We start from the raw sequence: 23,627 nt of genomic DNA, 5'->3' as shown, positions 1-23,627 counted from the left end.
CTGAAAACGACTGGTGCGCGGCACGGAAAACATCCCTCACGACCGGCCCTGCCCTGGTGAATCCTCCAAGGGGACCGCTGCCATCAGTACCTTGCATTTACGATGGCTCGACTCGCACCCACCTGGTGGATGTGAGAAGCCGGGGCGATGACCCGGTAGCCATGCAAGGAGTCAGCACATGCACGTCGGAGACCTCCTCCAGATCGAGGAGCTCGATCTCACCCTCATCTGGGGTGGCGAGAATCTGCTCAGCCAGGCGATCAGCGGAGTGACCGCGACCGACCTGGAGGACCCCACCCGCTTCCTCCAGGTCGGAGAGATCGTGCTCAGTGGCCTGGTGTGGTGGCACGAGGCGGACCGGCGGGCCAGAACCGAGCGCTTCGTCTCCGCACTCGCGGAGTCCGGTGCCACGGCACTCCTCGCCGGCGAAGAGACCCATGGCTCCGTCCCGGCCGACATCGTCGACTCCTGCCGCGAACACGGCATCGCGCTCCTTGCCGTACCGGCGCACACCAGCTTCCGGGCGATCACCGAGGCCGTGTACCGGCGCCAGTGGGGCGACCTCGACCGCCGCCCCGCGGACCACTTCGCCCTGCCCGAGAACGTACGGGGCGAGCTCGGCCGTCTCCTCGATCACGGCGCCGACGCCGGCGAACTGCTCAAGTGCGCGCTCGCTCCGTTCGGTACGCCGTCGTGTTACGTGCTCACCAGCAGCGGGCGCACGGTCGCCCGCACCCCGTCTGCCCTCGAACTCCCGGCCGAGCGGGCCGTGGAGCAGTTGCGCGGCCTCAGCGGTGAGACGCTGCGCGTCCAGGCCGAGACCTCGCCGTACGACGCCTGGTACCTCCATGTGCCGCAGGCCGGTGGAACACCACCCCGGGCCCTGCACGAGATAGCCGAGGTCGTGGGCCAGCATCGCCACCACTACGATCGCGCGGACGCTGCCCGGCGCCGGGCCGGTCAGGAGCTGATCGCCCTCATCGACAGAGGCGCCGCCGACGCCGGAGCTCTGACGAACGCCCTTGAGTCCTGCGGGCCGCTCGCGAAGGGGCCCTGGCAGGTCGTGGTCACGGCCACCGGCGGGCAGCTCACGGACAGTGTCGCCAGGGAAGTGCTCACCCCAGCTCTCACGGAAGCGCTCAGCCACCTCTCCTCCGCAGTCTTCGCGGTCGGCACAACCCTGGAAGCGGAATCCGTCGCAATCGTACGAAGCGACGGCGACGGCGACGACGGGGCCTCATCGCTCCGCGCGCTCTGGCCCCTCCTGAACGGCTGCCGGCCCGAGGCGCCGCTGCACGCAGGCGTCAGTGCGCTCACCGCCGAGCCCGCCGGCCTCCGCGCCGCCCTCGCCCAGGCCCGATACGCTCTCGCGGCGGCACGGCACGACTCCCCGACGACCGGCCGGGTGACCTCCGTCGAGGAACTCTCCTCCCTGGATTCACTCCTGGCCGGTGTCCCCGCCGACGTACGAAGCATCTTCAGCGCCACGACGCTCGGACCACTGGCCCGCGGCGAACCGGCCTCGCACCACAGGCTTCTGGAGACCCTGGAGGTCTTCCTCGCCCACAACTGCTCCTGGGCCCGCACCGCCGAAGCCATGCACCTGCACGTCAACACCGTCCACTACCGCATCGAACGGGTTCAGGACCTCACCGGACGGGACCTCTCACGGCTCGACCACAAGCTCGACCTGCGCGCCGCGCTCCTGTGCCGCTGAGAAGCCGAGACGGACGCCGAGACAGACGCCGAGACGGACGCTGGGTCGCTCGCCGGGGCGGTGTCGGTTCAAGGGGTGTCGCTTCAAGGGGTGTCGATGTGCACGTTGGTCGACTTCACGCGTGCGGTGACCGTGACACCGACCTCGATGCCGAGCTCCTCGACGGACTCCCGCGTCACCAGCGACACGATCCGATGCGCCCCCGACTGGATCTCGACCTGGGCGGCGACGTCGTCGAGCGCGACCCGGGTCACGATCCCGACGAACGCGTTCCGTACGGAGGTGGCGACGGTGCTCTCCGGCAGCGGATGCATCCCTTGGGCCCGCTCCTTCGCGAACGCCGCCAGACTCACCCGGTCGATCGCACGGTTCCCCGGCCCTTCCCTGTCCATGCCGAGCCGTCCGGAGTCCGCCCACCTCCGGACGGTCTCCGAACTCACGCCAAGGAGCCTCGCTGCCTGCCCAATGCTGTACGACGACACACAGCGCACTCTAGGGCCCCTGGCGCGCTCCGCCCGTACCGAGGCGGCAGGGTCTCAGCCCTGGCCGGTGGGGTTCACGGCGTACGAACGGGCACCCGTGCCGGCGAGGGCGCCGCCGGAGACGATGAGGTATTCGTCGCGTATGGGGGCCCCGTCGAGCCAGGACTCCAGGATCTCGCGGGTGCCCGCGGCATAGCGGGTCTGTGCCGAGAGGGAGGATCCGGAGATGTGAGGGGTCATGCCGTGGTGCGGCATGGTGCGCCAGGGGTGGTCGGCGGGCGCGGGTTGCGGGTACCAGACGTCGCCCGCATACCCGGCCAACTGGCCGCTCTCCAGGGCGCGTTGCACGGCCCCTTCGTCTACGATCTTCGCGCGGGCGGTGTTGATGAGGTACGCGCCGCGCTTCATGGTGGCGAGCAGCTTGTCGTCGAAGAGGTGCTCTGTCTCCGGGTGGAGCGGCGCGTTGATGGTGACGACGTCGCAGTGCGGGACCATGTCGGCCGCCGACTCGTGGAATTCCAGACCAAGTTCCTCCTCGACTCCGGCGGGCAGCCGGTGCCGGTCGGTGTAGTGCAGCTTCACGTCGAAGGGGGCCAGCCGGCGCAGGACCGCGAGGCCGATGCGTCCGGCCGCGACGGTGCCGACGTGCATGCCCTCCAGGTCGTAGGAGCGGGCGACGCAGTCGGCGACGTTCCAACCGCGGTCAAGGACCACCTGGTGGGCGGGCAGGTAGTCGCGTACGAGCGAGAGCGTCATCATGACCACGTGCTCGGCGACGCTGATGCTGTTGCTGTACGTCACTTCGGCGACGGTCACACCGTGCGCGATGGCGGCGTCCAGGTCGACGTGGTCGGAGCCGATACCGGCGGTGACGGCCAGCTTGAGGTTCTTGGCGGCGGCGATGCGCTCCGCGGTCAGGTAGGCGGGCCAGAACGGCTGCGAGACGACGACGTCCGCGTCGGCGAGCTCACGGTCGAAGACCGAGCCGCCGCCGTCCTTGTCGGAGGTGACCACAAGGGTGTGGCCCCGGCTCTCCAGGAAGGCCCGCAGGCCCAGTTCGCCGGAGACGCTGCCGAGAAGGTGTCCGGGCGTGAACCCGGTGTCCTTGGGCGTGGGCGCCGACTGACCGTCGGGGTAGGACTCGATGCGCGGCAGATCGTCGCGTGCGTAGTCGGTGGGATATCCGGTGGCGGGGTCGTCGTACAGGACGCAGAGCACCTTGGCCATGGTCACGGCTCCTCGTTGGGGAGGGCGGACGTGCGGGATGTCTCTCACGGTCCGCGCCTGACCCGCCGTGGTCAAAACGAAGTTTTCTATCCGCGGTGAGCCATGGGCTATGAGCCCAGGTGGGAGCTGAGCAAGTCGTCCAGGGCGTCACGCACCCCGGCATCGCGCGAGACGGCCAACAGGGCGCGCACCATCGGCGGTTGGGTGTCCTGCGCGACGACGGCCAGGCCTACCCGGGGGCCGCGGGCGGGTCCGGAGAGCCGCACCACGCGCATGCCGGGCGGGGTCGGGAACATGTGCAGCCAGGCATGCGAGATGACGCTCGACCAGCGGCCGGTGACGAGGTGCGCGTACAGGCCCGCGACGGTGTCGGACTCGACCGCGGGCGTCGCCGTCGCGTTGTCGGCGGCGAAGTTCTCGTCCAGGATGCGGCGGTTGCGCATGCGCGGCGAGAGGAGACACAACGGCAGCGCCGCCGCCTGGGCCCAGCTCACCTCGGTGTCCTTGGCATAGGGTCCGTCGGCCGGCGTGAGCAGCACGTACCGCTCCTCGTACAGCGGCAGACACCGCATGTCGCGCAGGGAGCTGTCGTCGAGGTAGGTGAGGGCCGCGTCGATGTCGAAGTCGGTCAGGCGGCGAGTGATGTCGCGCGAGGAGAGGGACTCCAGGCTCACCTTCACGCCCGGGTGGCGCTCGCAGAACGGCGTAGTGAGCAGGGAGGTGACGGTCAGGGCGGTGGGGATGGCACCCAGGCGCAGCGTTCCGGTCAACTCGCCCTGGAGAGCGGCAAGTTCCTGCCTCAGTGCGTCGCGTTCGGCGAGCGCGTGGTGTGCCCAGGCCAGGACGTGCTCCCCCTCGGGCGTCAGCCCCTGGAATCGGCTTCCGCGCCGGATGAGGGGGACCCCGAGCTCGGCCTCCAGCTTGCGGATCCCGGCCGAGAGCGATGGCTGCGACACGAAGCACGCGGCGGCTGCGCGTGCGAAGTGCCGCTCCCTGGCGAGCGCGACCAGGTACTCCAACTGTCGCAGCACTGTTCCCCCAAGGGTCTGCTCAGCGGGGCTTCACCCCCACGGACTGACGACTCCCGGGAACCGTACTGGCTGTCTCCCGGACGTGGTGGCGCCCGATCGGCAGCATCAGTGGTTTCCCGTCCCGGCGTGGAACGCCCGGGTCACCGTGCGCGTGCTCACCCCCAGCTCGGCGGCCCAGTCCGCCAGCGTCCTTGGATCACCGGGGTTCTCCCGTACGGCCGCGGCCACCGGATGCGGCAGGGTCGACGTCGGCACCGGGACCCGCAGCTCACGCGGGGAGGAATCGCAGTACGCCGAGCACCATCGCCTCGGTCACGGCCCGTGAGGCGGGCGGGAGTTGAGAGTCGCCCAGGCGGAGGTCAGTCAGGCACGGCCGGAACCGGCGAGGTTGTCCCACTTGCCGCCCCGGCCGTCGGCGTCCAGGTCGTTGCGGATGCGGCTGTCGCCTCTCAGCGGGCGTGGGCGATCTCCCAGCTCGTCGCCGCCACGTCCAGTCCCGTTCGCACCCCGTCGACGACCTCTCCGGGACTCTCGGGGATGTTGATCCCTCCATGGCCGTCGTTGCCATCGCTCGCATGAGCGGATCCGGTGGCGGCAAGGGCTGCGGTCGCAAGGGTCAGGGCAATGACGGCCCGCTTGGCGTTCTTCATGCCCACTTGAACGATCATGAGGTGCTCAGGTTGCGCTCATCCCGCAACTCAGGCGGCCCCGAGCCGGACAAGTACCCGTGTGCCGCAACGCCCGGCCACCCCTCTCGCGTCAGCGCAGCAGGCCAGGGTCGTTCCGGCCCGGCGCCGGATCGCGCGGGGATCACACCCCCCCATTCCCCGGGGCCGTAGATGCCAGAGGAACTTTTTCGGACACACGCTTGACGTAATCCGTCACGTTCCAGCCGCCGGTGTACGCGGGGCCGAGCTGCGTTGTTTATCCTTCCACAACGCTGCGGTTGCGGGATGGTAATGATCTGACCAGCGATTATGCAGGATTCCTTCATTGACGGTGGTCAGGGCACTCGATACCTTCGCCACCATGACGCACACAGCCCCCACGGACACCATCGACGAGCTGGACCAGCGCATCATCGCCGCGCTCCAGCTCAACGGTCGTGCCCCGTGGAGCGCTCTGGCGCGCTGGGTGGGTGCCAGCGAGACGACCGCCCAGCGGCGGTACCGCTCCCTGCGTGAGCGGGGGCTGCTTCGGGTCGTCGGCACCCTGGAGCTGGACCGGACGAGGGAGGGGTCCTCCATGCTCGTCCGGGTCCAGGCCAGGCCGGGCCAGGGTCTGGCCGCCGCCGACCGGCTCACCGAGAGTCCGGACGTCCGCTTCGTGGCCGTGGTCACCGGTGCCGCCGATTTGATCGTCGACTTCGTTGCCCGCGACAACGAGGAGATGATGCGGATTCTCTTCACCGACCTGCCCGCGGCCGACCTCATCACCAGCACCGAGGCCGTACCTGTCATCCGCGCCTTCGTCTCGGCGTCCATGTGGGACACCGGGCTGCTGTCCGCCGAGGCGGCGGCCGATCTGCGCCCCGCATCCCTGGCGTCCTCGTGCGACCGGGAGGACTGGGACATGACGCCACAAGCGCTCATGCCCCTGGAGCAGGATCTCGTCGCGGCGCTCAAGGAGGACGGCCGTACCCAGGTCAGCGCGCTGGCCCGGCGACTGGGTCACACCGAGTCCGGCGTCGCACGGGCCATGGAACGGCTCATCGCCCGCGGCGTCCTGCAGTTCCGCACCCTGGCCGATCCCTCGTTGCTCGGATACGACGCGGAGTTCATGGTCTGGCTCTCGATCGAGCCCGACCGGCTCGACGCGGCGGGACGGCAGCTCGCACGGCATCCGGGAACCAAGTTTCTGGGCGCGGCGACCGGGCGCTTCAACCTCGTCGGGCACATGGTGCTACCTCGCCGTGCCGACCTCTACCGCTACACCAGCGACGTCATCGGCAGACTGCCCGGCCTGCTCGCCTCCGACGTGACCCTGCATCTCGTCACCATGAAGTACTCCTGGCACCGGATGGTCCGCCCCCTCTGAGCGGGCTCCCCGCCCCGTATCGCGTCGGCTCACGCCTTCGCGCACTTCCTCTTCTCTCCCCCTGTACCTTCCCCGACCCTCGTGGAGTCACCATGCCCACAGACGACTCCGGCCTGCCCGCAGAGAGCTGGCGCTGGACCGAACAGACCTGGCGCGGCCACGTGGACGCCGTGCGCGCCGGACGGCGGCTGGTCCCCGACCGCTGGCCCGGCAACGCCCGGGTCGCGGTCGCCCTGTCCTTCGACTCCGACCACGAGACGATCCCGCTGCGCGACGGAGAGACAAGTCCTGGCCGACTCGCCCAGGGCGAGTACGGGGCACGCGTCGGCGCGGCGCGGATCCTGAAGCTACTCGCCCATCACCGTGTGCCCGCGACGTTCTTCATGCCGGCGGTCTCCGCCTTGATCCACCCCGAGGAAGCGCGCTCGTACACGTGCGACGGACACGAACTGGCCGTCCACGGCTGGATCCACGAGCGGAACATGCTCCTTGGGCGCGATGACGAGAGGGAGCTGACCGCCCGTGCCCTGGACACTCTGGAGACCCTGACCGGGCGACGGCCGGTGGGAATCCGCACACCGTCCTGGGACTTCTCGGGCTCCACCCTCGACATCATGCTCGAACTCGGCTTCGCCTACGACTCTTCACTGATGGCCGACGACGAGCCGTACGAGATCGTCGCTGAGGGCAGCCCCACCGGTCTGGTCGAGATCCCCGTGGACTGGATCCGGGACGATGCCCCCTACTTCACGATGGACCGTTACGGGTCCGTCCGCCCGCACAGCCGTCCGCGCGACGTCATGGAGATCTGGGCCGACGAGTTCGACGCCGCCTACCGCGACGGCGGCGTCTTCCAACTGACCCTGCACCCGCACGTCATCGGTCACCGCTCACGCCTGGTGGCACTGCGCGAGCTTCTCGACCACATCAGCGCCCACTCCGATGTCTGGTTCGCCACGCACGCCCAGCTCGCCGACTCGGCCCGCACCGTGCTGACCGGCCCGACGACCTCCCGTACCGTCCCCGACGCCCCGGAGCACACGCCATGAACACAGGATCCGCAGCGCCCGCAGATCCGCTGCCCCAGGACGGCGACTCCCGCTCCCCCGGCAGACTGAACGGCGCCCAGCGCAAGGCCATCGTCGCCGGCACCATCGGCAACACCGTCGAGTGGGTCGACTGGGCCCTGTACTCCATCTTCGCCAAGGTCATCGCCGACGAGTTCTTCCCCAAGGGCGACGGAGCGGTGGCCCTTCTGTCCACGCTCGCCGTGTTCGCCGTCGGCTTCGTGATGCGTCCGGTGGGCGCCGCCGTGCTCGGCGCCTACGCCGACCGGCACGGCCGCAAGAAGGGCATGACCATCACCGTCGCCCTGATGGCGGGTGCCGGGTTCGCCATCGCCATCACCCCGAACTACGAGACCATCGGCGTGCTCTCACCGCTCATCTTGCTCCTCGCACGGCTCGTGCAGGGCTTCTCCGCGGGCGGCGAGTTCGGTTCCTCCTCCGCCTTCCTCGTGGAGTCGGCTGCTCGGGGCAGGCGCGCGTTCGCCGGCTCCTGGCAGCAGGTCTCGGTGGCGGGCGGCGTCCTCATCGCCTCCCTCCTGGGCACCCTCACCACCTCGTTGCTGAGCGACGACGCCGTGCACTCCTGGGGCTGGCGCGCCGCGTTCGTCTTCGGCGGACTCCTCGGCCTGGTCGGTCTGTGGCTGCGGGTCTCCGTGGCGGACACCGAGTCCTTCAGCCAGGCCCAGGGCTCGGGCCGGACTCGTACCAACCCCGTCAAGGCCATGTTCGTCGAACATCCCGCGGCGACGCTGCGCGTGGTCGGCATCACCATCGCGGGCACTCTGACCTACTACATCTGGGTCAACTACCTGCCCACGTACGCGAATCTGACCACCGGCATCGCGCTGAAGACCGCCCTCCTGTCGCAGACTCTGTGTCTCATCGTCTTCGTCGTCGCGCTGCCGTTCGCGGGACTGCTCTCGGACCGGATCGGCCGCAAACCGACCATGGCGGGCTTCGCCGCCGGGTTCGTCGTCCTGGCCTGGCCCCTGCTGCATCTGCTCGACGGCAGCTTCCTCAGCCTGTTCCTGGTCCAGCTCACCGGCATGCTGCTGATCCTCGGCTACTCCGCCAACTGCGCCGTCATCATGGCCGAACAGTTCCCGCCGGAGGTCCGTGCCACCGGCATCGCCCTGCCCTATGCCCTGGCCGTCGCGGTCTTCGGCGGCACCGCGCCCTACCTCACCACCTGGCTGCACGAGAGCGGCCACAGCGACCTGCTGTGGATCTACGTCTCCGTCGCGGCACTGATCTCCCTCGTCGTCTACCTCACGATGCCGGAGACCAAGGACAAGGAGTTCGACTGATGACGACTCACGTGATCGTCACCGGCGCCGCGGGCGGCATCGGCGCGGCGATAGCCGCGGAGTTCGCCGCGCAGGGCGCACTGCTCACCCTCTCCGACCGCGATCCCAAGGCCCTTGAGCGGACAGCGGCACGGCTGGGCGGTGACACGAGGGCGCACACCGCGGACCTGACCGACCCGGACGCCCCCTCCGCCCTGGCCGAGAGGGCATGGACGGAGCACGGCCCTGTCGACGTCCTGGTCAACGCGGCCGGTGTCTACCCGTCCCTGGACATGGCGGACATCGACGCCCGCACCTGGGACCGGCTGTTCGCCGTCAACCTGCGCGCCCCGGTCCTCGCGACCGCCGCGTTCGCCCGGCTCGCCGTGGCAGCCGGCCGGCCCGGCACAGTCGTCAACATCTCCTCCGGTTCCGCACTGCGGTCGCGGCCCGGCGGAGGCCCTTACGCCAGTTCCAAGGCCGCCCTGGAGATGGCCACTCGCGCCGCCGCCCTGGAACTGGGCCCGCACGGCATCCGCGTGAACGCCGTCAGCCCCGGCTTCGTCCAGGTCGCCAGCGACTGCAACCCCGTGTCCGCCGAGTACGCGGCGGCCATCGGCACCAACCCACTGGGCCGCCCCGGCCGTCCGCACGACATCGCCCGTGCCGTGTGCTGGATCGCCGGCCCGGACGCCTCCTGGATCACCGGCGAGGTGCTGCGGGTGGACGGCGGATCCAGTACGGGCGCACTGCACCTGCCCCGCATCTGGCAGCCCGGCGACACCCCCGCCACCCCACTGCCCGCGACACCGGTCGCCCCCACGGAAGGACCCACCCCATGACCGCCCCCTCCCCCGAGCGAGCCGCCTACACCGTCGTCGGCGCGGGCGCGATCGGCGGCACGCTCGCCTTCGCCCTCGCACGGGCCGGTCACCCCGTCACCGTCGTCGACACCGACCCGGCCCATGTGGCGGCGATCCGAGCCGACGGACTCGTCGTCGAGCACGGCGGCACGCGCACCAGTGTGCCGGTCGCCGCAACCACGCCGGAGGAGTTCGACGGAACCCTCGGACGGGTCTTGCTGGCCGTGAAGGCTCAGGCCACAGCGACCGCCGCAGCCTGGATCGCGCCCCGCCTGGCACCGGACGGATGGGTGGTCTCCCTCCAGAACGGCTTCAACGAGGACCTCATCGCCCGGCACGTGGGCGCCCGCCGCACCGTCGCCGCGTTCGTCAACATCTTCGCCGACGTCATCGAGCCGGGGGTCATTCTGGACGGCGGCGCCGGCGCGCTCGTTCTCGGCGAGCCCGCAGGCGCCCCGGTCAGTGCCCGTGTCCGCTCCCTCGTGTCCGACCTGCACAGCTGGGGTCCGGCGTTGGCCAGCGACAACGTCGAGGGCTATCTGTGGGCCAAGGCCGGCTTCGGCGCGATGCTCGCCGCCACCGCTCTCGCCGACGCCCCCATGGCCGACCTCATCGACCGGCACCGGGCCACCATGACCGGACTGACGGGGGAGATCTTCGCCGTGTCCGACCGCCTCGGCGTCACCCTGGAGGCATTCGACGCCTTCGATCCGCACCCGCTGCAGCCAGGGCAGGACCCGGCCGCACGCGATGCCGCCTTCGACCGCCTGACCTCGTGGCTGCGTACGCAGACGAAAGACCGCAGCGGCATCTGGCGCGACCTCGCCGTACGCCACCGGCCCGTGGAGGCCACCACCCACTACACCGGCGTCTTCGACCATGCGGCCCGCGAGGGGCTGCCCACCACACTCCTGCGCACGGTCATGGACGGTCTGCTCGAACTGGAGGGCGCACCCCACCAGATGTCGGAGTCGCGTCTGGAGGACCTTGACCGCCTCGCCGAGCCCCCGATACGCGCGCGCCTGCCGGAGGCGGAGCAGGCCGAGGCGGTCCGGGGCTGGCTCGACGAGCACCGCGAGGAGATGGTCGCCGACCTCGCCGCGTACACCTCCCAGGGGAGCGCCAGCGACGACCCAGGGGAACTGGACGTCTGCCTGGGCTGGCTGCGTGGCTGGCTCGACCGGCGCCTTGGCGCACCGGACGCCGAGGAGGTCCTCCCCCGCGCGAGCACCGGGGACATACTCGTGCGCCGCTACCCGGCCCGTGACGCGGCCTGCGAGGACACCCGGCCGGTGTTGCTCCTCGGCCACTACGACACCGTCTGGCCGACCGGCACCCTCGGCGAATGGCCCTTCCGACGGGACGGCGACCACATCAGCGGGCCGGGTGTCTTCGACATGAAGGCCGGTCTGGTGCAGGCCGTGTGGGCGCTGCGCGCACTCGACGCGCTGGGCCTGCCCCGGCCGTCCTGCACCCTGATGCTGAACGGCGACGAGGAGACCGGCAGCCTCTGCTCCCACGAGGCCATCGTCGACGAGTCCCGAGGAAGCAGACTCGCCATGGTCTTCGAGGCGGCCGCCGACGGTGCGATCAAAACGGCCCGCAAGGGAGTGGGGCTGTTCACCGTCACGGTCACCGGGAAGGAAGCCCATGCCGGGCTCGATCCGACCGCCGGGGCGAGTGCGGTCGACGAACTGGCGCATCAGATCCTGCACTTGGCCGACCTGCGCGACGCCGACGCCGGCACTTCGCTCAACGTGGGCGTGGTGGAGGGCGGCACCCGTAGCAACGTCACCGCGGGAAGAGCCGTCGGCCGCATCGACGTACGTGTCGCCTCCGCGGCCGAGCAGAAGCGCGTCACCAAGGCCCTTGCCGCATTGCGCCCGGTGGACCCCCGGACCCTCGTGGAAGTCGGCGGGGACTGGAACCGCCCCGTCTTCGAGCGCACCGCACAAGTCGCCGCGTACGCGGAACTGGCCCGCCGGTGCGCGGCGCTGCTCGGAGAGAACCTGCGCGAGACGTCCGTCGGAGGCGCCAGCGACGGAAACTTCGTGGTCGCCGCGGGGACACCGGTCCTTGACGGCATCGGTGCGGTCGGCTCAGGCGCCCACGCCCGGTCGGAGAACACCTCGGTATCCGGCATGACCGAACGCTCCGCGCTGACAGCCACGGTGCTGGCATCTCTGGCCGGTTGACGCGGCACCGCCCGGCCGACACGAGAGGCACCCGTGGGTGAGGCGGCGGCGGATCGCCCGAGATCGCCCCCTATCGGCCGGGCGGCGCGTGCCCCCTCCGTATGCCTCAGAGGCAGGGCATACTGCAAGTATGGGCACTGACCCGCTGGACCGCCCGTCCGCTACGAGCGACGCCGCACAGCCCCCCGAGATACGCGAGCAAGAGGCCTCCGATGAACAACGGGTGGCCGACGAACGGGAGCGCACCGCTGACGCCCGGGAGGCCATCGCCGATGAGCGGGAAGCCGCCGCCGATGAGCGGGAAGCAATTGGGGACACGTGGCAGAACCAGCTCACCGCCAAGGAGAAACGCCTGGACGCACGGCGTCGTGCGGCGGGGGACCCGACTCCCAGCATGCGGACGCGCTCGTACGAGCAGCTCGACCGGGCCCAGGGCCTGCTGACCGCCAGCCAGGAGCGTCTGGACCGCAACGAGGCAGCACTGCGCCGGACGGATGCGACGGACTTGCGGGAGCAGGAAGCCATCGACCGGGAGACAAACGCCTCCACCACGCGGCTAGCCGCGCAGGGTCCGGCGCCGCTCAGGGCACTTCAGACGCAGGCAGACCAGCTTCGGGAGCAGGCCACAGCGGCGGCCGAGGAACTGGCCACAGCCGAGGAGTACCTGGCGCGCGAGCACGAAAAGCATCGCCGCGCTCAGCAGGCCGCCGAACACCGGCACCACGCCGCGCAGGCCCGCACCGCGGCCGGCACCCTGCGCGCCACCGACGGACCGCCCGACGGCGACGGCGGCCCATCGAAAACGCTATGACCCCGGCGGTTGGCCGTCAGCGTCTGGTGTTGGTGTGCACGGGTTCGGACCGACGCAGCGGCCCTTGCCACGGCAAAGCCCCCGAACTCACCTTCAGGTCGGGGGCTTTGCCGTGCGCCGGGCCCGCCAGGGCATCGGCGACCCTCAGCACCGCGCACAGGGCGGGATGGGGGGGATGCATGTCGAACCCCGTACCGGGCGTGGGGTGGTGGAGCGGTTCACGTCGAGAAGGGGACCGCCCCATCAGCGGTGCCCAATCACATGAAGCTGCGGGCGTTCTGTAGGTCAGGGCGGCTCTCCCGGCTCTTGTCCGAACCGGAGAGCCTGGGCGCGGCAGACCTCCGGAGGGTTTGATCACTGACCAGCGCCGTGAACATCGAGTCCCCTGTCGCGCGGCAACCACACATGCGCAACTCCGGCATCCGCACCAGTGTGCGCCGAGCGCGCCCCGGCTCGCTGCAGCGCTGATGGTCTCGCGACCGACATAAAGACGCCCGATGTCCGTCTGTTCTGGCGGAAGTTGCCCCGGGGCCACCAGTCGCACACCACCCCCGGCCCGACGCCCCCGACCAGCTCACCCATGCCCTCGGACTCGCCGACGCCCTCGGCCAACTCCTCATCGGCGTGACCGCCCGGTCGCCCGGCGGCCCACGGCGACACCGACGGGCCTGGCCGGACGAGCGGCGGGAATGCGCTGCCCCGTGGGCGCCCGGCCCGCTTCCCATCAGCCAGCCGCGGGCATACCATTCAGCCAGGATAGTTGGGCTAACGCCCTGCCCCGGACTCCCAGCCCCCGAGCCGTGACAGACTCCCACGCTTTCACGAGACCGGCTGGAGCCGCATCGCCGACTACACAGCTCCAGCCGCCGCCCTCCAGGGTGTGACGGCCAACGGGGCTTAATTCCGCAGCCCCTGCCGCCCGGAGGGCATCTCGCGCGAGGACCGATCGAGGGGGAGCCTCGGCGCCTCGCGCCCCGGCCGCCGCCGCACCCGCGCGGCGGCGGCCGAACATTCCAATCCTCCCACTACGGGCGCAGCATGTCCGTGATCCGGCACATTCCCCGGTGGAAGCCGCCATGGCCACGAACACCCCGCCGGACAACGGGCCTTCACCGCCTTGATCGACAGCCGGGACGGCGCCGCCCCTGGGGCGACTCCCGACCGTCCGCCGCGCCCGAGCTCTTCGGCGCGCGTGCGGACGACATGATGCGGGGCATCGTCTGGGGCGAGGGGCGAGGTTCGGGATGACACGCTTACCTCCTGGACTGTGCCGCCTGGAGATACAAGCGGTGCGACGCAGCACACCGTAAAGTGGTCCAGACCTGTCGCCAATGGATCTGGACCAGGCCGATCGAGCAGGAGGCCGCCCCCGCATGGACATCCTCGACTCACAGGATCCGCTTGCCCTCTCGGTGACCGAAGCCATCCGGAAGGGCGACGTCCCCGCTCTGCGTCAGCTGCTGGCCGACCACCCCGCGCTGGCCGCCGGGCGCATCAGCCAGGACGGTCCCACCGCGGGCCGGCGAAGCCTTCTGCACATCGCCACCGACTGGCCCGGCCACCACCCCCATACCGAGGCGGTCATCGCGACCCTGGCCGCGGCAGGCGCCGACCCCGACGCCCGCTTCGTCGGCGCTCACGCCGAGACACCTCTGCACTGGGCCGCCAGCAACGACGACGTCACCGCGCTGGACGCACTCATCGACGCGGGAGCCGACATCGAGGCCTCCGGCGCCGTCATCGGCGGCGGCACCCCGCTCGCCGACGCGCGCGGCTTCGGCCAGTGGCGGGCTGCCCGCAGACTCCTGGAACACGGCGCTCGCGCTGATCTGCAGGACGCGGCCACCCTTGGTCTGCTCGACCAGGTCGAGGTCTTTCTCGCCGCCCCCGACTCCCCCACCGGAGCCGAGATCACCAGCGCCTTCTGGGGAGCCTGCCAGGGCAGTCAACTCCCCGCCGCCCAGCGCCTGATGCGGGAAGGGGCCGACGTGAACTGGATCGGCTACGACCACATGACGCCTCTGGACATCGCCCGCTCGCAGAACGCCGATGATGTCGTGCGGTGGCTGCTCGACCAAGGTGCCAAGGGGCGCGCGGATCTCGCGTGAGTCACGCACGCACCCGGCGCACGCACCCGGCGCACCCACCCGACCTCAGGCGCCTCGGCCCGCGAAGGCGCCCTCGGCCGTGAAGGCCAGCTCGGCGAAGCGTTCGCCCATACGGCGGTGGGTGGCGGCGTCCGGGTGGATCCCGTCGGGCAGCGGCAATTCGGCGGAGTCGGCCTCCCCGTACATGTCGCGACCGTCCAGGTAGAAGAGGTACGGGTCCTCGGCCGCTCGCTGCTCCACGATCCGGGCCAACTCTTCACGGATCACGCCGAGGGTCAGCTTCCCGCTCCTGACCTCCTCGGGGTCTCCCATGGCGACGAACCCGAACCGTCCCTCGCCGAGGGCGCTGAAGTCCGGCGCGCTGGGGCCCGGCGTGTCCTCATGAATGGGACACAGAACGGGCGAGACGACCAGCAGTGGTGTGGTGGGGTGCCCTTCTCGAATGGTGTCGAGAAAGCCGTGCACGGCGGGACCGAAGGCGCGCAGGCGCATCAGGTCGGCGTTGACCACGTTGATGCCGATCTTGATGCTGAGCAGGTCGGCGGGGGTGTCCCGCAGGGCGCGGGCCGTGAACGGGTCGAGCAGCGCGCTGCCGCCAAGGCCGAGGTTGATCAGCTCCACCCCGCTGAGGGAGGCGGCGAGCGCCGGCCAGGTGGTGGTGGGGCTCGCGGCGTCGGAGCCGTGGCTGATCGAGCTGCCGTGGTGCAGCCACACCTTGCGGCCCCGTTCCGGTGCGGGCTCGATGGGCGCGTCGGTGCGCAGGGCGACCAGTTCGGTGGTCTCGTTGTGCGGCAGCCAGATCTCGATGTCCTTGACGCCGTCGGGCAGTTCGGTGAATCGCAGGGTGCCGACCGGGCCCGACCGGCGCTCGGCGGATCCGGCTTTCATGTCGATGGTCAGGGTGTTGCCGCCGCTCACAGCGGCCTGACCGGCGAGGCGGCCGTCGACGAGCAGGTCGTACAGGCCATCCGGCCTGGGCGGGGCGCCGACGTAGACGCGCTTGGTGGGCAGCGTGTCCAGTTCGACGGCGGTGGCCCGGGTGCGGAAGACAAGGCGTACGCCTGAGGGCTGGGACTCCGCCATGGCCAGCTGTCCGTCGGAGCACTGGGCGCGGGCGCGTGCGGGCAGCCGGTGCGGCAGGACGCCGTGCGCGGTCTGCTCCAGATCGAGTGCGCCGCGCAGGATGTCCGCGGTGATGGGTGTGGTGATCCAGTCGTGCTCGGTGCTGTCCATGGCCTCCGCCTGCTGATCAAGGTTTCCGAGTTGTCGCCGAGGAGCACCAACCAGTCGGTCGTACGTCGCCACTCGCGCGGGAGTCGACTTGGCCGGCGCGGGGCCCTGGTCAAGGCTGGGGCCAGTTCCGCAGCAGGGCGTCGAGAGCGTCCAGGATGCGTGACCACGTCTCCTGCGAGTCGGGTTGGCTGTGGCTGAACCCTCCTGCCATCTCCAGGCTTACGTAGCCGTGGAAGACGCTGCCCAGCATCCGGACCGCGTGGGTCTGGTCGGGCTCCGTCAGGTCGTAGCCGCGCAGGATCGCCCTCGTCATCTGTGCGTGCCTGCTGCCGGCGCTGGCGGCCGCCGCCTCCGGGTCGAGCCTCAGCTGAGCCGCGGCGTAGCGCCCGGGGTGCTCCCGGGCGAAGTCGCGGTAGACGTTGGCGAGCGCGGTCAGGGCGTCCTTCCCGGCCCGCCCCGCCAGGGCGGCGGCCCCCCGGTCGGCCAGTTCTTCCAGGGAGAGGAGAGCGATCCTCGTCTTGAGGTCCTGCGAGTTCTTCAGATGCGAGTAGAGACTCGCGACCTTGACGTCGAAGCGCCTTGCGAGCGCCGAGACGGTCACCTGGTCGAAGCCGACCTCGTCGGCCAACTCCGCCCCGGCCAGGGCCAGGCGCTCCGTGGTCAGTCCTGCGCGAACCATGCCCTTCCTCTCCCTCGGCATAACTGATTATGCATTTACCTAATACTTTTAGGCAAATCAGCTAGCCGCGCAGGACACAGGTGACACCCTGCCCCCCCTAGACCGTCTTGACCGTGCCCCCGTCGATCACGTGGTCCGCCCCGGTGATGTTGCCCGCCACATCGGAGAGCAGGAACGTGATCAGCGACGCCACCTCCGTGGGCTCGGTGATCCGCCCGGTGGTGATGCCGAACACCTCCGGGATCCGCTCGAGGAACGCCCCGTGCTCGGCCCCGAAACCAGCCGCGACCTTGCCGCCGAAGCCGTCGGGGTCCTCCCAGATGGCAGTGCGCACCACGCCGGGCGAGACGGTGTTGACCCGCACACCCCGCGGTCCGAACTCCTCGGCCAGCGACTTGCCCAGCGAGGTGAGCGCCGCCTTGGCCGCGCTGTACGCGACGGGACCGGCCGCGGGCAGACGGGAGTTGATGGACGAGACGTTGACGATCGCACCCCGGCGCTCGATGAGGCTGGGCAGTGCGGCGCGGCTGACGCGGACCGCGCTGAGCAGGTTGAGGTCGAAGACGCCCTGCCACTGCGTGTCGTCGGTGTCGAGGAAGCCGATCGGCTCCACGGCGTCACCGGCGCCGACGTTGTTCACCAGCAGGTCGACGCCACCCAGCTCGGCGAAGGCGACATCCATGAGCGCGCCCACCCCCTCCGGAGTGCCGAGGTCGGCCGAAACCGCGAAGGCTCCCGTTTCCTTGAGTTCGGGGGTGATGGTGCGCGCCGCACCCACGACGCGCACACCCTCGCCCACCAGCGCCCTGACAGTGGCCAGGCCGATCCCGCGGCTGGCACCGGTGACGACGGCGGTCTTGCCATTGAGGTCGAGCTTCATACTGTTCCGTCTCCTTCAAGAGAACACTTCTTGACCTGTAGGTACAAAACGTGGGCGCACGCCAGCGGTAACAGTGCAGAACCGCGGACCACCGAACGCCGAATTTTCGAGAACTGAATGTTGAAAACTGAATGGACGAATGGGTGAAGGGGTGAAGGGGCGAATTCCGCCGAGAACTCAGCGGCGACGGCTCGGGAAGCTCAGACGGCTCGGGAAACTCAGAGGGAGTCGACCATCACGTCGATCACCCTGGAAAGCCGCTCCGGCCCTTCCGCGACCCGCCCCACCAGCCGCAGACCGACGACCGTGGTCAGCAACAGGCTCCCGACGGCGCGAGCGTCACGGTCGGAGGCGATCTCCCCCGCCCGCTGCCCCCTCTCCACCAGCGTGGAGAAGGCTTCTTCGGTGCGGTCGAACATGCGCCGGACGAGGTCGGTCGCCATCTCGTCCGCCCCGGCCAACTCCGCCGCGGTGTTCACCGCCATACAGCCGCGCCGGTCCGGGTCGGCGAGGTCCATCTCGACGAGCAGCCACAGCGCCGCGCGCAACCGCTCCTTCACCGGCCCCGGCTCCTCCAGCATCTCGATGAGAGCCACGGCCTGACTGTCGCGGTAGCGGCGCAGCGCCCTTTCGAACAGCGCGTGCTTGCTGCCGAAGGTGTTGTAGAGACTGCCCTTGCCGATACCGAGCGCGTCAACGAGGTCCTGGGGCGTGGTGGCGGCATACCCCTTGCGCCAGAACACGTCCATGGCCCGCTCGACGGCGGAGTCCGGATCGAACTGCTTCGGCCTTCCCATGACCGGGAGCCTAGGCTGTTATTGACCTACAGGTCAAGAACTATCCTCAGGCAGCTCGCCGCACCCGTGCGGCCTTACGGGCCTCCGCCATCTCGCGGGACTCGGCGGTACGGCGAGAGCCGCCGCCGGAGCGACCGGGCTGCCCCGGACGCGTGCCCATCCCCCGGAAGGGGGCGCCGCCGCGCTGCTTGGGGCGCTCGGCGGGCGCACTGCCGGCGATCGGGACGCCGGAAGGCACCTTCGCGCCCGTGATGCGGCTCAACTCGGCCTCACCGGAACGGACTTGAGTGATCTGCGGCCGGATCCCGGCGGCGGACATCAGACGGCTCATGTCGCGGCGCTGGTTCGGCGTGACCAGGGTGACGACGCTGCCGGACTCACCAGCGCGGGCCGTACGGCCGCCACGGTGCAGGTAGTCCTTGTGGTCGCTGGGCGGGTCGACGTTCACGACCAGGTCGAGGTTGTCGACGTGGATGCCGCGGGCCGCGACGTTCGTGGCCACCAGGACCGTCACGGCGCCGGTCTTGAACTGGGCGAGCGTGCGGGTGCGCTGCGGCTGGGACTTGCCGCCGTGCAGCGCGGCAGCGCGTACGCCGCTGCCCATCAGGTGCTTGGTGAACTGGTCGACGGCGTGCTTGGTGTCCAGGAACATGATCACCCGGCCCTCGCGCGCCGCGATCTCGGTGGCGGTCGCCATCTTGTCGGCACCGTGCACGTGCAGTTCGTGGTGCTCCATCGTGGTGACCGCACCCTTGGACGGGTCGACCGAGTGGACCACCGGGTCATGGAGGTAGCTGCGGACCAGGAGGTCGACGTTGCGGTCCAGCGTGGCGGAGAACAGCATCCGCTGGCCGCCGGGGCGCACCTGGTCGAGCAGCTCGGTGACCTGGGGCATGAAGCCCATGTCGGCCATCTGGTCGGCCTCGTCCAGAACGGTGATGCTCACCCGGTCCAGACGGCAGTCCTTGCGCTCGATGAGGTCCTTCAGGCGCCCGGGCGTCGCGACGAGCACCTCGGCCCCGGACCGCAGCGCACCGGCCTGCCGACCGATCGACATGCCGCCGACCACCGTGGCGAGCTTCAGCTTCAGGGCACGGGCGTACGGAGTGAGTGCCTCGGTGACCTGCTGGGCGAGCTCCCGGGTGGGGACCAGGACGAGGGCGAGGGGCCGCTTCGACTCGGCGCGCTGACCGGCGGTGCGCACGAGGAGCGGGAGCCCGAAGGCGAGGGTCTTGCCGGATCCGGTGCGGCCCCGGCCCAGTACGTCCCGGCCCGCGAGGGCGTTCGGCAGCGTGGCCGCCTGGATCGGGAACGGCTCGGTCACGCCGAGATCGGTGAGTGTCTTCAGCAGCGGCGCGGGCATGTCGAGCTCGGCGAAGGTCTCCGCCGCCGGGAGGCCCGGGGTGATGGTGACCGGGAGTGCGAACTCACCCTGCGGGGCGGCGGGACGGCGTCCCTGGCCGCCGGAGCGGTTTCCGGGACGGGGGCCGCCACCGTTGCGGGAGTTGGCACCGCGGGGGCCGCCGCTGTTACGGGGATTGGAATAGCGGTCGTTCGTGCGAGCTGAACGGTTCACGTAGAACCTTCCTCGATATGGCACGCATCGAGGAATTCTCGGCGGATATCAACCGAAGGAATTGCAAGCACGAGCCGAATAAAAGACAAACTTCTGTAAACAGCAACGAGCTGGTGCCCGCACCGTGAGGTGCGGGCACCAGCGTCGTCTTACGCTTCAGCGTCAGGCAGGAACGATGTTCTCGGCCTGCGGGCCCTTCTGGCCCTGAGTGACATCGAAGTTCACCTTCTGGCCTTCCTGAAGCTCACGGAAGCCCTGGGTGGCGATGTTCGAGTAGTGGGCGAAGACGTCCGGGCCGCCACCCTCCTGCTCGATGAAGCCGAAGCCCTTTTCCGAGTTGAACCACTTCACGGTGCCAGTAGCCATACTAAATATCTCCTTCGGGGCAAGCCCGGGACCCGCACTGTGCGAACCCCGGCGTCGCCACGTTGATTGCCCCGTCCGGAAAACCTCTCCGGAAATACAAAAGTGCCCGGCGGAAATTTATCCACCAAAGGCACTTGAAGTCTTATGGGAACCACAACTGCAACTACGATCAACAGTAGCACGAGATGAGCTTCACGGCACGGGCAAGCTCCGCACATTTCGCCCGACCGGCCGAGAGACCGCACCACATTGCGGAAATATGCGGACCTCCGGTCTCACCCGGGGCCAGAAATGGCCCGCTGGAGCAGGCCGCGCAGGGCCTCCTGCTCCCTTTGCGTGAGACCGGCGAGGGGCGAATCCTCGGCGAGGAGCCCCAGGAGCCGCTCCCGCAGCGCAACACCCTCAGACGTGAGCACCAACTGCTTGGCGCGCCGGTCCGAGGGGTGCGGGCGACGTTCGATCAGGGCCTGCTTCTCCAGCTTGTCCACCACAAAGGTGGCGTTGGAGGGCTCACAGCTCATGCGCTCGGCCAGCTCTCGCATGGTCATGGGCCCCGACAACTCCCGCAGAGCGGTGGCCTGCGGCGCCGTGAGCCCCAGCCTGGCGGCGCGCTGACGGAGGTGCTCCGCGATCCGATCGGCCACCCCGTTCACCAGACCGCACAGCTGCCGCTCGGCGATGACCTGCGCTTCGAGGTTCGTCATACGGACCAGCCTAGCAAGTGCATCCAGTCTGCATATTATGAGCTTGAATGATTCAAGCTTGATGCGTATGGTCCTCCTCCATGAACCCCGTGAACCCAGAGAACCCAGAGAACCCAGAGAACCCAGAGAGCACTGCCGCCCAGCGCCGGACCGCGACCGCACGGCTGCGCCGGCCTTCCGGTATCCGCTCCCTGCGACTCGGCGAGACGAAGGTGACGTACGTACCGGACGGTGCCGTCCAGCTCACGCCGCGCGGTTGGCTGCCCGGCACCACCGACGAGGACTGGGCCGCCCATCCCGAGTACGTGGACGACACCGGTCACCTCGTGGCAGGCATCGGCGGCCTGCTCGTCGAGCACGGCGGCCGGGCTCTCCTGATCGACGCCGGGTTCGGACCACAGTCCTTTCCCGCCGAGCCCGGCAGCGCGATAGGCGCCATCCGGGGCGGCGCGCTCCTGGACAACCTCGCCGCGCTCGGCCGCGGGCCGCAGGAGATCGAAGCGGTCGCCTTCACCCACCTGCACGTCGACCACATCGGCTGGGCGTGGCACCACGCCCAGGACAGCGAAGGACCGGTCTTCACCCGGGCCGACTACCTGGTGGCCGAGCCCGAATGGTCGCAGCGCCATCTCCTGGAGGCGCACGGTACGAGCAAGGAGACGCTCGCCGCGCTCGCGCCGAAGGTGCGGACCGTGGCGGACGGCCAGGAGATCTTCCCCGGCGTACGTGTCCGGTTCATCCCCGGCCACACTCCCGGGCACGCCGCCTACGTCATCACGTCGGGCGGGCAGGGCCCGGATGGACAAGGCCCGGACGGGCCGGACTCGGGCGGGCAGCGCCTCATCGCCTTCGGCGACGCGCTCCACTCCCCCGTTCAGATCGGCCATCCCGAATGGTCCGCGGCCTCCGACCACGACTCCGCCCAGTCCGCGGACTTCCGCCGCCGCCTCGTCGGTGAACTCCAGGAGCCCGACACGATCGGCTTCGGCATCCACTTCGCCGACGTGGTCTTCGGACGGGTCCGTGCCGAAGAGGGCCTGGCCGCGTGGCATCCCATCGACGCCGAAGACGGCTCGTGAGGCTCGCCTGCGGATCGTGACCGACCCTGGTTTGTGCGCTTCGCTGTTGTCTCGTGTAAACGAAGGACAGTTCAACACTGAAACGCACATTCCATTGCAATCTTGTTATGTATTGACTCCTTGACGCCGGGAACGCCCCGGGGTTGGCTTTCAGCCACCTCGGATCACAACAAAGCGGTCCGATCGAGGAAGTGGGCGAATGAGAACCCGTACGCGTGAAGCCACCGTCGCCGTATCTGTCAGCGCCCTGGCACTCTCGCTCGCCGCATGCGGCAGCCTCCTGGGATCCGACGACGACGGAAACAAGACCGCGAGGAAGGGTGACGCGGTCACCGTCGGTCTGCTCCTGCCCGAAGCGGAGACGGCTCGCTACGAGAAGTTCGACCACCCCATCATCGAGAAGCAGGTCAAGAAGCTCACCAACGGCAAGGGCAAGCTCGTCTACGCCAACGCCGACGAGAACGCCGCCAAGCAGAGCGACCAGCTCGGCCAGATGGTCGCCGACAAGGTCGACGTGATCCTGGTGAGCGCCGTGGACGCGAAGAAGATCGCACCGGCGGTCAAGAAGGCCAAGGAAGCGAACATTCCCGTCATCGCCTACGACCGGCTCGCCGAGGGCCCCGTCTCCGGGTACGTGGCCTTCGACAACGAACTGGTCGGCCAGGTCCAAGGGCAGGCGATCCTGAGGGCGCTCGACAGCGGAAACCGCAAGAAGAGCAAGATCGTCATGATCAACGGTTCACCGACCGACCCGAACGCCGCCGTCTTCAAGGAAGGCGCGCTCTCCCAGCTCCGCAACCAGGTGGTCATCGCCAAGTCGTACGACACCCAGGGCTGGAAGCCGCAGACCGCCGGCGCCCACATGACCGATGCGATCACCGCGATAGGCAAGGACAACATCGCCGCCGTCTACTCCGCCAACGACGGTATGGCGGGCGGCGCCATCAAGGCCCTCAAGGCCGCCGGGCTCACCGACCTGCCGCCGGTCACCGGACAGGACGCGGAGCTTTCGGCCGTCCAGCGGATCGTCACGGGCGAGCAGTACATGAGCGTCTACAAGCCCTATCCGGAAGAGGCTGTCGGCGCCGCGCAGATGGCTGTCCGGATCGCCCAGGGACGCATGGTCGAGTTCGACGCCCTGGCCGGGGACAAGTCCGAGAACGCCACCACGAAGAACATCCCCTCCCTGCTGGTCTCCGTGCGCCCCATGACACGGGACACCATCAAGTCCACGGTCATCAAGGACGGCATCTACAAGACCAAGGAGATCTGCACGTCCGAGCTCAAGGCGGCGTGCGCGACGGTTGGCCTCAAGGGCTGAGGACGGGGTCCCTGGCATGGGCGAAGACGCTGAGGCGCTGAGCCTCGGCGCTTCAGCACCTCGGAGCCTCCGCGACCTCGCGCCTCGGAGGATGAACTGGAATTCGCCAGCCCAGTCTTCGTATCAAGCTCACAAGAGCAAGGAAAACGCGGGCATACAGGTCGCATC

21 protein-coding genes and 1 pseudogene are annotated in these 23,627 nt (G+C 69.6%); 10 read left to right on the top strand and 12 right to left on the bottom strand.

The window, feature by feature from the left end:
* Positions 1-178 precede the first annotated feature (178 nt).
* Positions 179-1,717, top strand: a complete 1,539-nt coding sequence (locus ACFVXC_RS19710; protein WP_389906704.1) for a PucR family transcriptional regulator — start codon at positions 179-181, stop codon at positions 1,715-1,717.
* Between the two features lie 83 nt (positions 1,718-1,800).
* Here the strand turns inward: ACFVXC_RS19710 and ACFVXC_RS19705 are convergent, their stop codons facing one another.
* The 5 genes and pseudogenes from ACFVXC_RS19705 to ACFVXC_RS19685 all read right to left on the bottom strand — a co-directional run bounded on the left by ACFVXC_RS19705 (position 1,801) and on the right by ACFVXC_RS19685 (position 5,125).
* Positions 1,801-2,199 carry a molybdopterin-binding protein gene (locus ACFVXC_RS19705; protein ID WP_389906702.1) on the bottom strand — a complete coding sequence of 133 codons (399 nt, stop codon included), beginning with the start codon at positions 2,197-2,199 and terminating at the stop codon, positions 1,801-1,803.
* 54 nt (positions 2,200-2,253) lie between these two features.
* Positions 2,254-3,426 carry an NAD-dependent formate dehydrogenase gene (locus ACFVXC_RS19700; RefSeq protein WP_389906700.1) on the bottom strand — a complete coding sequence of 391 codons (1,173 nt, stop codon included), beginning with the start codon at positions 3,424-3,426 and terminating at the stop codon, positions 2,254-2,256.
* Between the two features lie 107 nt (positions 3,427-3,533).
* On the bottom strand, positions 3,534-4,457 hold the full coding sequence (locus ACFVXC_RS19695; protein WP_389906698.1) for a LysR family transcriptional regulator: 924 nt from the start codon (positions 4,455-4,457) through the stop codon (positions 3,534-3,536).
* Between the two features lie 114 nt (positions 4,458-4,571).
* Positions 4,572-4,812, bottom strand: a pseudogene (locus ACFVXC_RS19690) (AraC family transcriptional regulator); the annotation flags it as partial.
* A gap of 94 nt (positions 4,813-4,906) precedes the next feature.
* Positions 4,907-5,125 (bottom strand): hypothetical protein, encoded by a 219-nt coding sequence (locus ACFVXC_RS19685; protein ID WP_389906696.1) that lies wholly within the window; start codon positions 5,123-5,125, stop codon positions 4,907-4,909.
* Between the two features lie 361 nt (positions 5,126-5,486).
* Here ACFVXC_RS19685 and ACFVXC_RS19680 point away from each other — a divergent pair, with 361 nt between their 5' ends.
* The 7 genes from ACFVXC_RS19680 to ACFVXC_RS19650 all read left to right on the top strand — a co-directional run bounded on the left by ACFVXC_RS19680 (position 5,487) and on the right by ACFVXC_RS19650 (position 14,824).
* Complete coding sequence (locus ACFVXC_RS19680; protein ID WP_389906694.1) at positions 5,487-6,494, top strand: Lrp/AsnC family transcriptional regulator; 1,008 nt, start codon at positions 5,487-5,489, stop codon at positions 6,492-6,494.
* Positions 6,495-6,586: 92 nt separating this feature from the next.
* Positions 6,587-7,543 (top strand): polysaccharide deacetylase, encoded by a 957-nt coding sequence (locus tag ACFVXC_RS19675; RefSeq protein ID WP_389906692.1) that lies wholly within the window; start codon positions 6,587-6,589, stop codon positions 7,541-7,543.
* A complete protein-coding gene (locus ACFVXC_RS19670) occupies positions 7,540-8,868 on the top strand; it encodes an MFS transporter (RefSeq protein ID WP_389906690.1) in 1,329 nt (442 codons plus the stop codon). Before ACFVXC_RS19675 ends, ACFVXC_RS19670 begins: the two co-directional genes overlap by 4 nt.
* Positions 8,868-9,689 carry an SDR family NAD(P)-dependent oxidoreductase gene (locus ACFVXC_RS19665; RefSeq protein WP_389906688.1) on the top strand — a complete coding sequence of 274 codons (822 nt, stop codon included), beginning with the start codon at positions 8,868-8,870 and terminating at the stop codon, positions 9,687-9,689. Before ACFVXC_RS19670 ends, ACFVXC_RS19665 begins: the two co-directional genes overlap by 1 nt.
* On the top strand, positions 9,686-11,905 hold the full coding sequence (locus ACFVXC_RS19660) for a M20/M25/M40 family metallo-hydrolase (protein WP_389906686.1): 2,220 nt from the start codon (positions 9,686-9,688) through the stop codon (positions 11,903-11,905). Before ACFVXC_RS19665 ends, ACFVXC_RS19660 begins: the two co-directional genes overlap by 4 nt.
* A 130-nt stretch (positions 11,906-12,035) precedes the next feature.
* Entirely contained in the window at positions 12,036-12,716 is a 681-nt protein-coding gene (locus tag ACFVXC_RS19655; protein WP_389906684.1) for a hypothetical protein, read from the top strand.
* Between the two features lie 1,373 nt (positions 12,717-14,089).
* Complete coding sequence (locus tag ACFVXC_RS19650; RefSeq protein ID WP_389906682.1) at positions 14,090-14,824, top strand: ankyrin repeat domain-containing protein; 735 nt, start codon at positions 14,090-14,092, stop codon at positions 14,822-14,824.
* Positions 14,825-14,869: 45 nt separating this feature from the next.
* Here the strand turns inward: ACFVXC_RS19650 and ACFVXC_RS19645 are convergent, their stop codons facing one another.
* The 7 genes from ACFVXC_RS19645 to ACFVXC_RS19615 form a co-directional block, all read right to left on the bottom strand.
* Complete coding sequence (locus ACFVXC_RS19645; RefSeq protein WP_389906680.1) at positions 14,870-16,057, bottom strand: GDSL-type esterase/lipase family protein; 1,188 nt, start codon at positions 16,055-16,057, stop codon at positions 14,870-14,872.
* Positions 16,058-16,166: 109 nt separating this feature from the next.
* Positions 16,167-16,736 (bottom strand): TetR/AcrR family transcriptional regulator, encoded by a 570-nt coding sequence (locus ACFVXC_RS19640; RefSeq protein WP_389906679.1) that lies wholly within the window; start codon positions 16,734-16,736, stop codon positions 16,167-16,169.
* 97 nt (positions 16,737-16,833) lie between these two features.
* Positions 16,834-17,616 (bottom strand): oxidoreductase, encoded by a 783-nt coding sequence (locus ACFVXC_RS19635; protein WP_389906678.1) that lies wholly within the window; start codon positions 17,614-17,616, stop codon positions 16,834-16,836.
* A 218-nt stretch (positions 17,617-17,834) separates the two neighbouring features.
* Entirely contained in the window at positions 17,835-18,413 is a 579-nt protein-coding gene (locus ACFVXC_RS19630; protein ID WP_389906677.1) for a TetR/AcrR family transcriptional regulator, read from the bottom strand.
* A gap of 46 nt (positions 18,414-18,459) precedes the next feature.
* Positions 18,460-19,989 carry a DEAD/DEAH box helicase gene (locus ACFVXC_RS19625; RefSeq protein WP_389906676.1) on the bottom strand — a complete coding sequence of 510 codons (1,530 nt, stop codon included), beginning with the start codon at positions 19,987-19,989 and terminating at the stop codon, positions 18,460-18,462.
* A gap of 162 nt (positions 19,990-20,151) precedes the next feature.
* The gene (locus ACFVXC_RS19620; RefSeq protein ID WP_100598391.1) at positions 20,152-20,355 is read right to left on the bottom strand and encodes a cold-shock protein; all 204 of its coding nucleotides are present in this window, start codon (positions 20,353-20,355) and stop codon (positions 20,152-20,154) included.
* Positions 20,356-20,630: 275 nt separating this feature from the next.
* Positions 20,631-21,059 (bottom strand): MarR family winged helix-turn-helix transcriptional regulator, encoded by a 429-nt coding sequence (locus ACFVXC_RS19615; RefSeq protein ID WP_389906675.1) that lies wholly within the window; start codon positions 21,057-21,059, stop codon positions 20,631-20,633.
* Positions 21,060-21,139: 80 nt separating this feature from the next.
* Here ACFVXC_RS19615 and ACFVXC_RS19610 point away from each other — a divergent pair, with 80 nt between their 5' ends.
* Complete coding sequence (locus ACFVXC_RS19610; RefSeq protein WP_389906674.1) at positions 21,140-22,138, top strand: MBL fold metallo-hydrolase; 999 nt, start codon at positions 21,140-21,142, stop codon at positions 22,136-22,138.
* A 199-nt stretch (positions 22,139-22,337) separates the two neighbouring features.
* A complete protein-coding gene (locus ACFVXC_RS19605; RefSeq protein ID WP_389906673.1) occupies positions 22,338-23,459 on the top strand; it encodes a sugar ABC transporter substrate-binding protein in 1,122 nt (373 codons plus the stop codon).
* Positions 23,460-23,627: the final 168 nt, after the last annotated feature.

This window comes from Streptomyces sp. NPDC058257 (assembly GCF_042881845.1).
Lineage (GTDB): Bacteria > Actinomycetota > Actinomycetes > Streptomycetales > Streptomycetaceae > Streptomyces.
Note: the sequence above shows the minus strand (reverse complement) of the source record. Positions and strands in the feature narration are given on the sequence as shown.

What these genes read in the sequence shown, in the direction of transcription:
- ACFVXC_RS19710 (WP_389906704.1), top strand. Translation starts at nt 179, where the DNA reads ATGCACGTCGGAGACCTCCTCCAGATCGAGGAGCTCGATCTCACCCTC.
- ACFVXC_RS19700 (WP_389906700.1), bottom strand. Translation starts at nt 3,426, where the DNA reads ATGGCCAAGGTGCTCTGCGTCCTGTACGACGACCCCGCCACCGGATAT.
- ACFVXC_RS19685 (WP_389906696.1), bottom strand. Translation starts at nt 5,125, where the DNA reads ATGATCGTTCAAGTGGGCATGAAGAACGCCAAGCGGGCCGTCATTGCC.
- ACFVXC_RS19680 (WP_389906694.1), top strand. Translation starts at nt 5,487, where the DNA reads ATGACGCACACAGCCCCCACGGACACCATCGACGAGCTGGACCAGCGC.
- ACFVXC_RS19675 (WP_389906692.1), top strand. Translation starts at nt 6,587, where the DNA reads ATGCCCACAGACGACTCCGGCCTGCCCGCAGAGAGCTGGCGCTGGACC.
- ACFVXC_RS19670 (WP_389906690.1), top strand. Translation starts at nt 7,540, where the DNA reads ATGAACACAGGATCCGCAGCGCCCGCAGATCCGCTGCCCCAGGACGGC.
- ACFVXC_RS19665 (WP_389906688.1), top strand. Translation starts at nt 8,868, where the DNA reads ATGACGACTCACGTGATCGTCACCGGCGCCGCGGGCGGCATCGGCGCG.
- ACFVXC_RS19660 (WP_389906686.1), top strand. Translation starts at nt 9,686, where the DNA reads ATGACCGCCCCCTCCCCCGAGCGAGCCGCCTACACCGTCGTCGGCGCG.
- ACFVXC_RS19655 (WP_389906684.1), top strand. Translation starts at nt 12,036, where the DNA reads ATGGGCACTGACCCGCTGGACCGCCCGTCCGCTACGAGCGACGCCGCA.
- ACFVXC_RS19650 (WP_389906682.1), top strand. Translation starts at nt 14,090, where the DNA reads ATGGACATCCTCGACTCACAGGATCCGCTTGCCCTCTCGGTGACCGAA.
- ACFVXC_RS19645 (WP_389906680.1), bottom strand. Translation starts at nt 16,057, where the DNA reads ATGGACAGCACCGAGCACGACTGGATCACCACACCCATCACCGCGGAC.
- ACFVXC_RS19640 (WP_389906679.1), bottom strand. Translation starts at nt 16,736, where the DNA reads ATGGTTCGCGCAGGACTGACCACGGAGCGCCTGGCCCTGGCCGGGGCG.
- ACFVXC_RS19635 (WP_389906678.1), bottom strand. Translation starts at nt 17,616, where the DNA reads ATGAAGCTCGACCTCAATGGCAAGACCGCCGTCGTCACCGGTGCCAGC.
- ACFVXC_RS19630 (WP_389906677.1), bottom strand. Translation starts at nt 18,413, where the DNA reads ATGGGAAGGCCGAAGCAGTTCGATCCGGACTCCGCCGTCGAGCGGGCC.
- ACFVXC_RS19620 (WP_100598391.1), bottom strand. Translation starts at nt 20,355, where the DNA reads ATGGCTACTGGCACCGTGAAGTGGTTCAACTCGGAAAAGGGCTTCGGC.
- ACFVXC_RS19615 (WP_389906675.1), bottom strand. Translation starts at nt 21,059, where the DNA reads ATGACGAACCTCGAAGCGCAGGTCATCGCCGAGCGGCAGCTGTGCGGT.
- ACFVXC_RS19610 (WP_389906674.1), top strand. Translation starts at nt 21,140, where the DNA reads ATGAACCCCGTGAACCCAGAGAACCCAGAGAACCCAGAGAACCCAGAG.
- ACFVXC_RS19605 (WP_389906673.1), top strand. Translation starts at nt 22,338, where the DNA reads ATGAGAACCCGTACGCGTGAAGCCACCGTCGCCGTATCTGTCAGCGCC.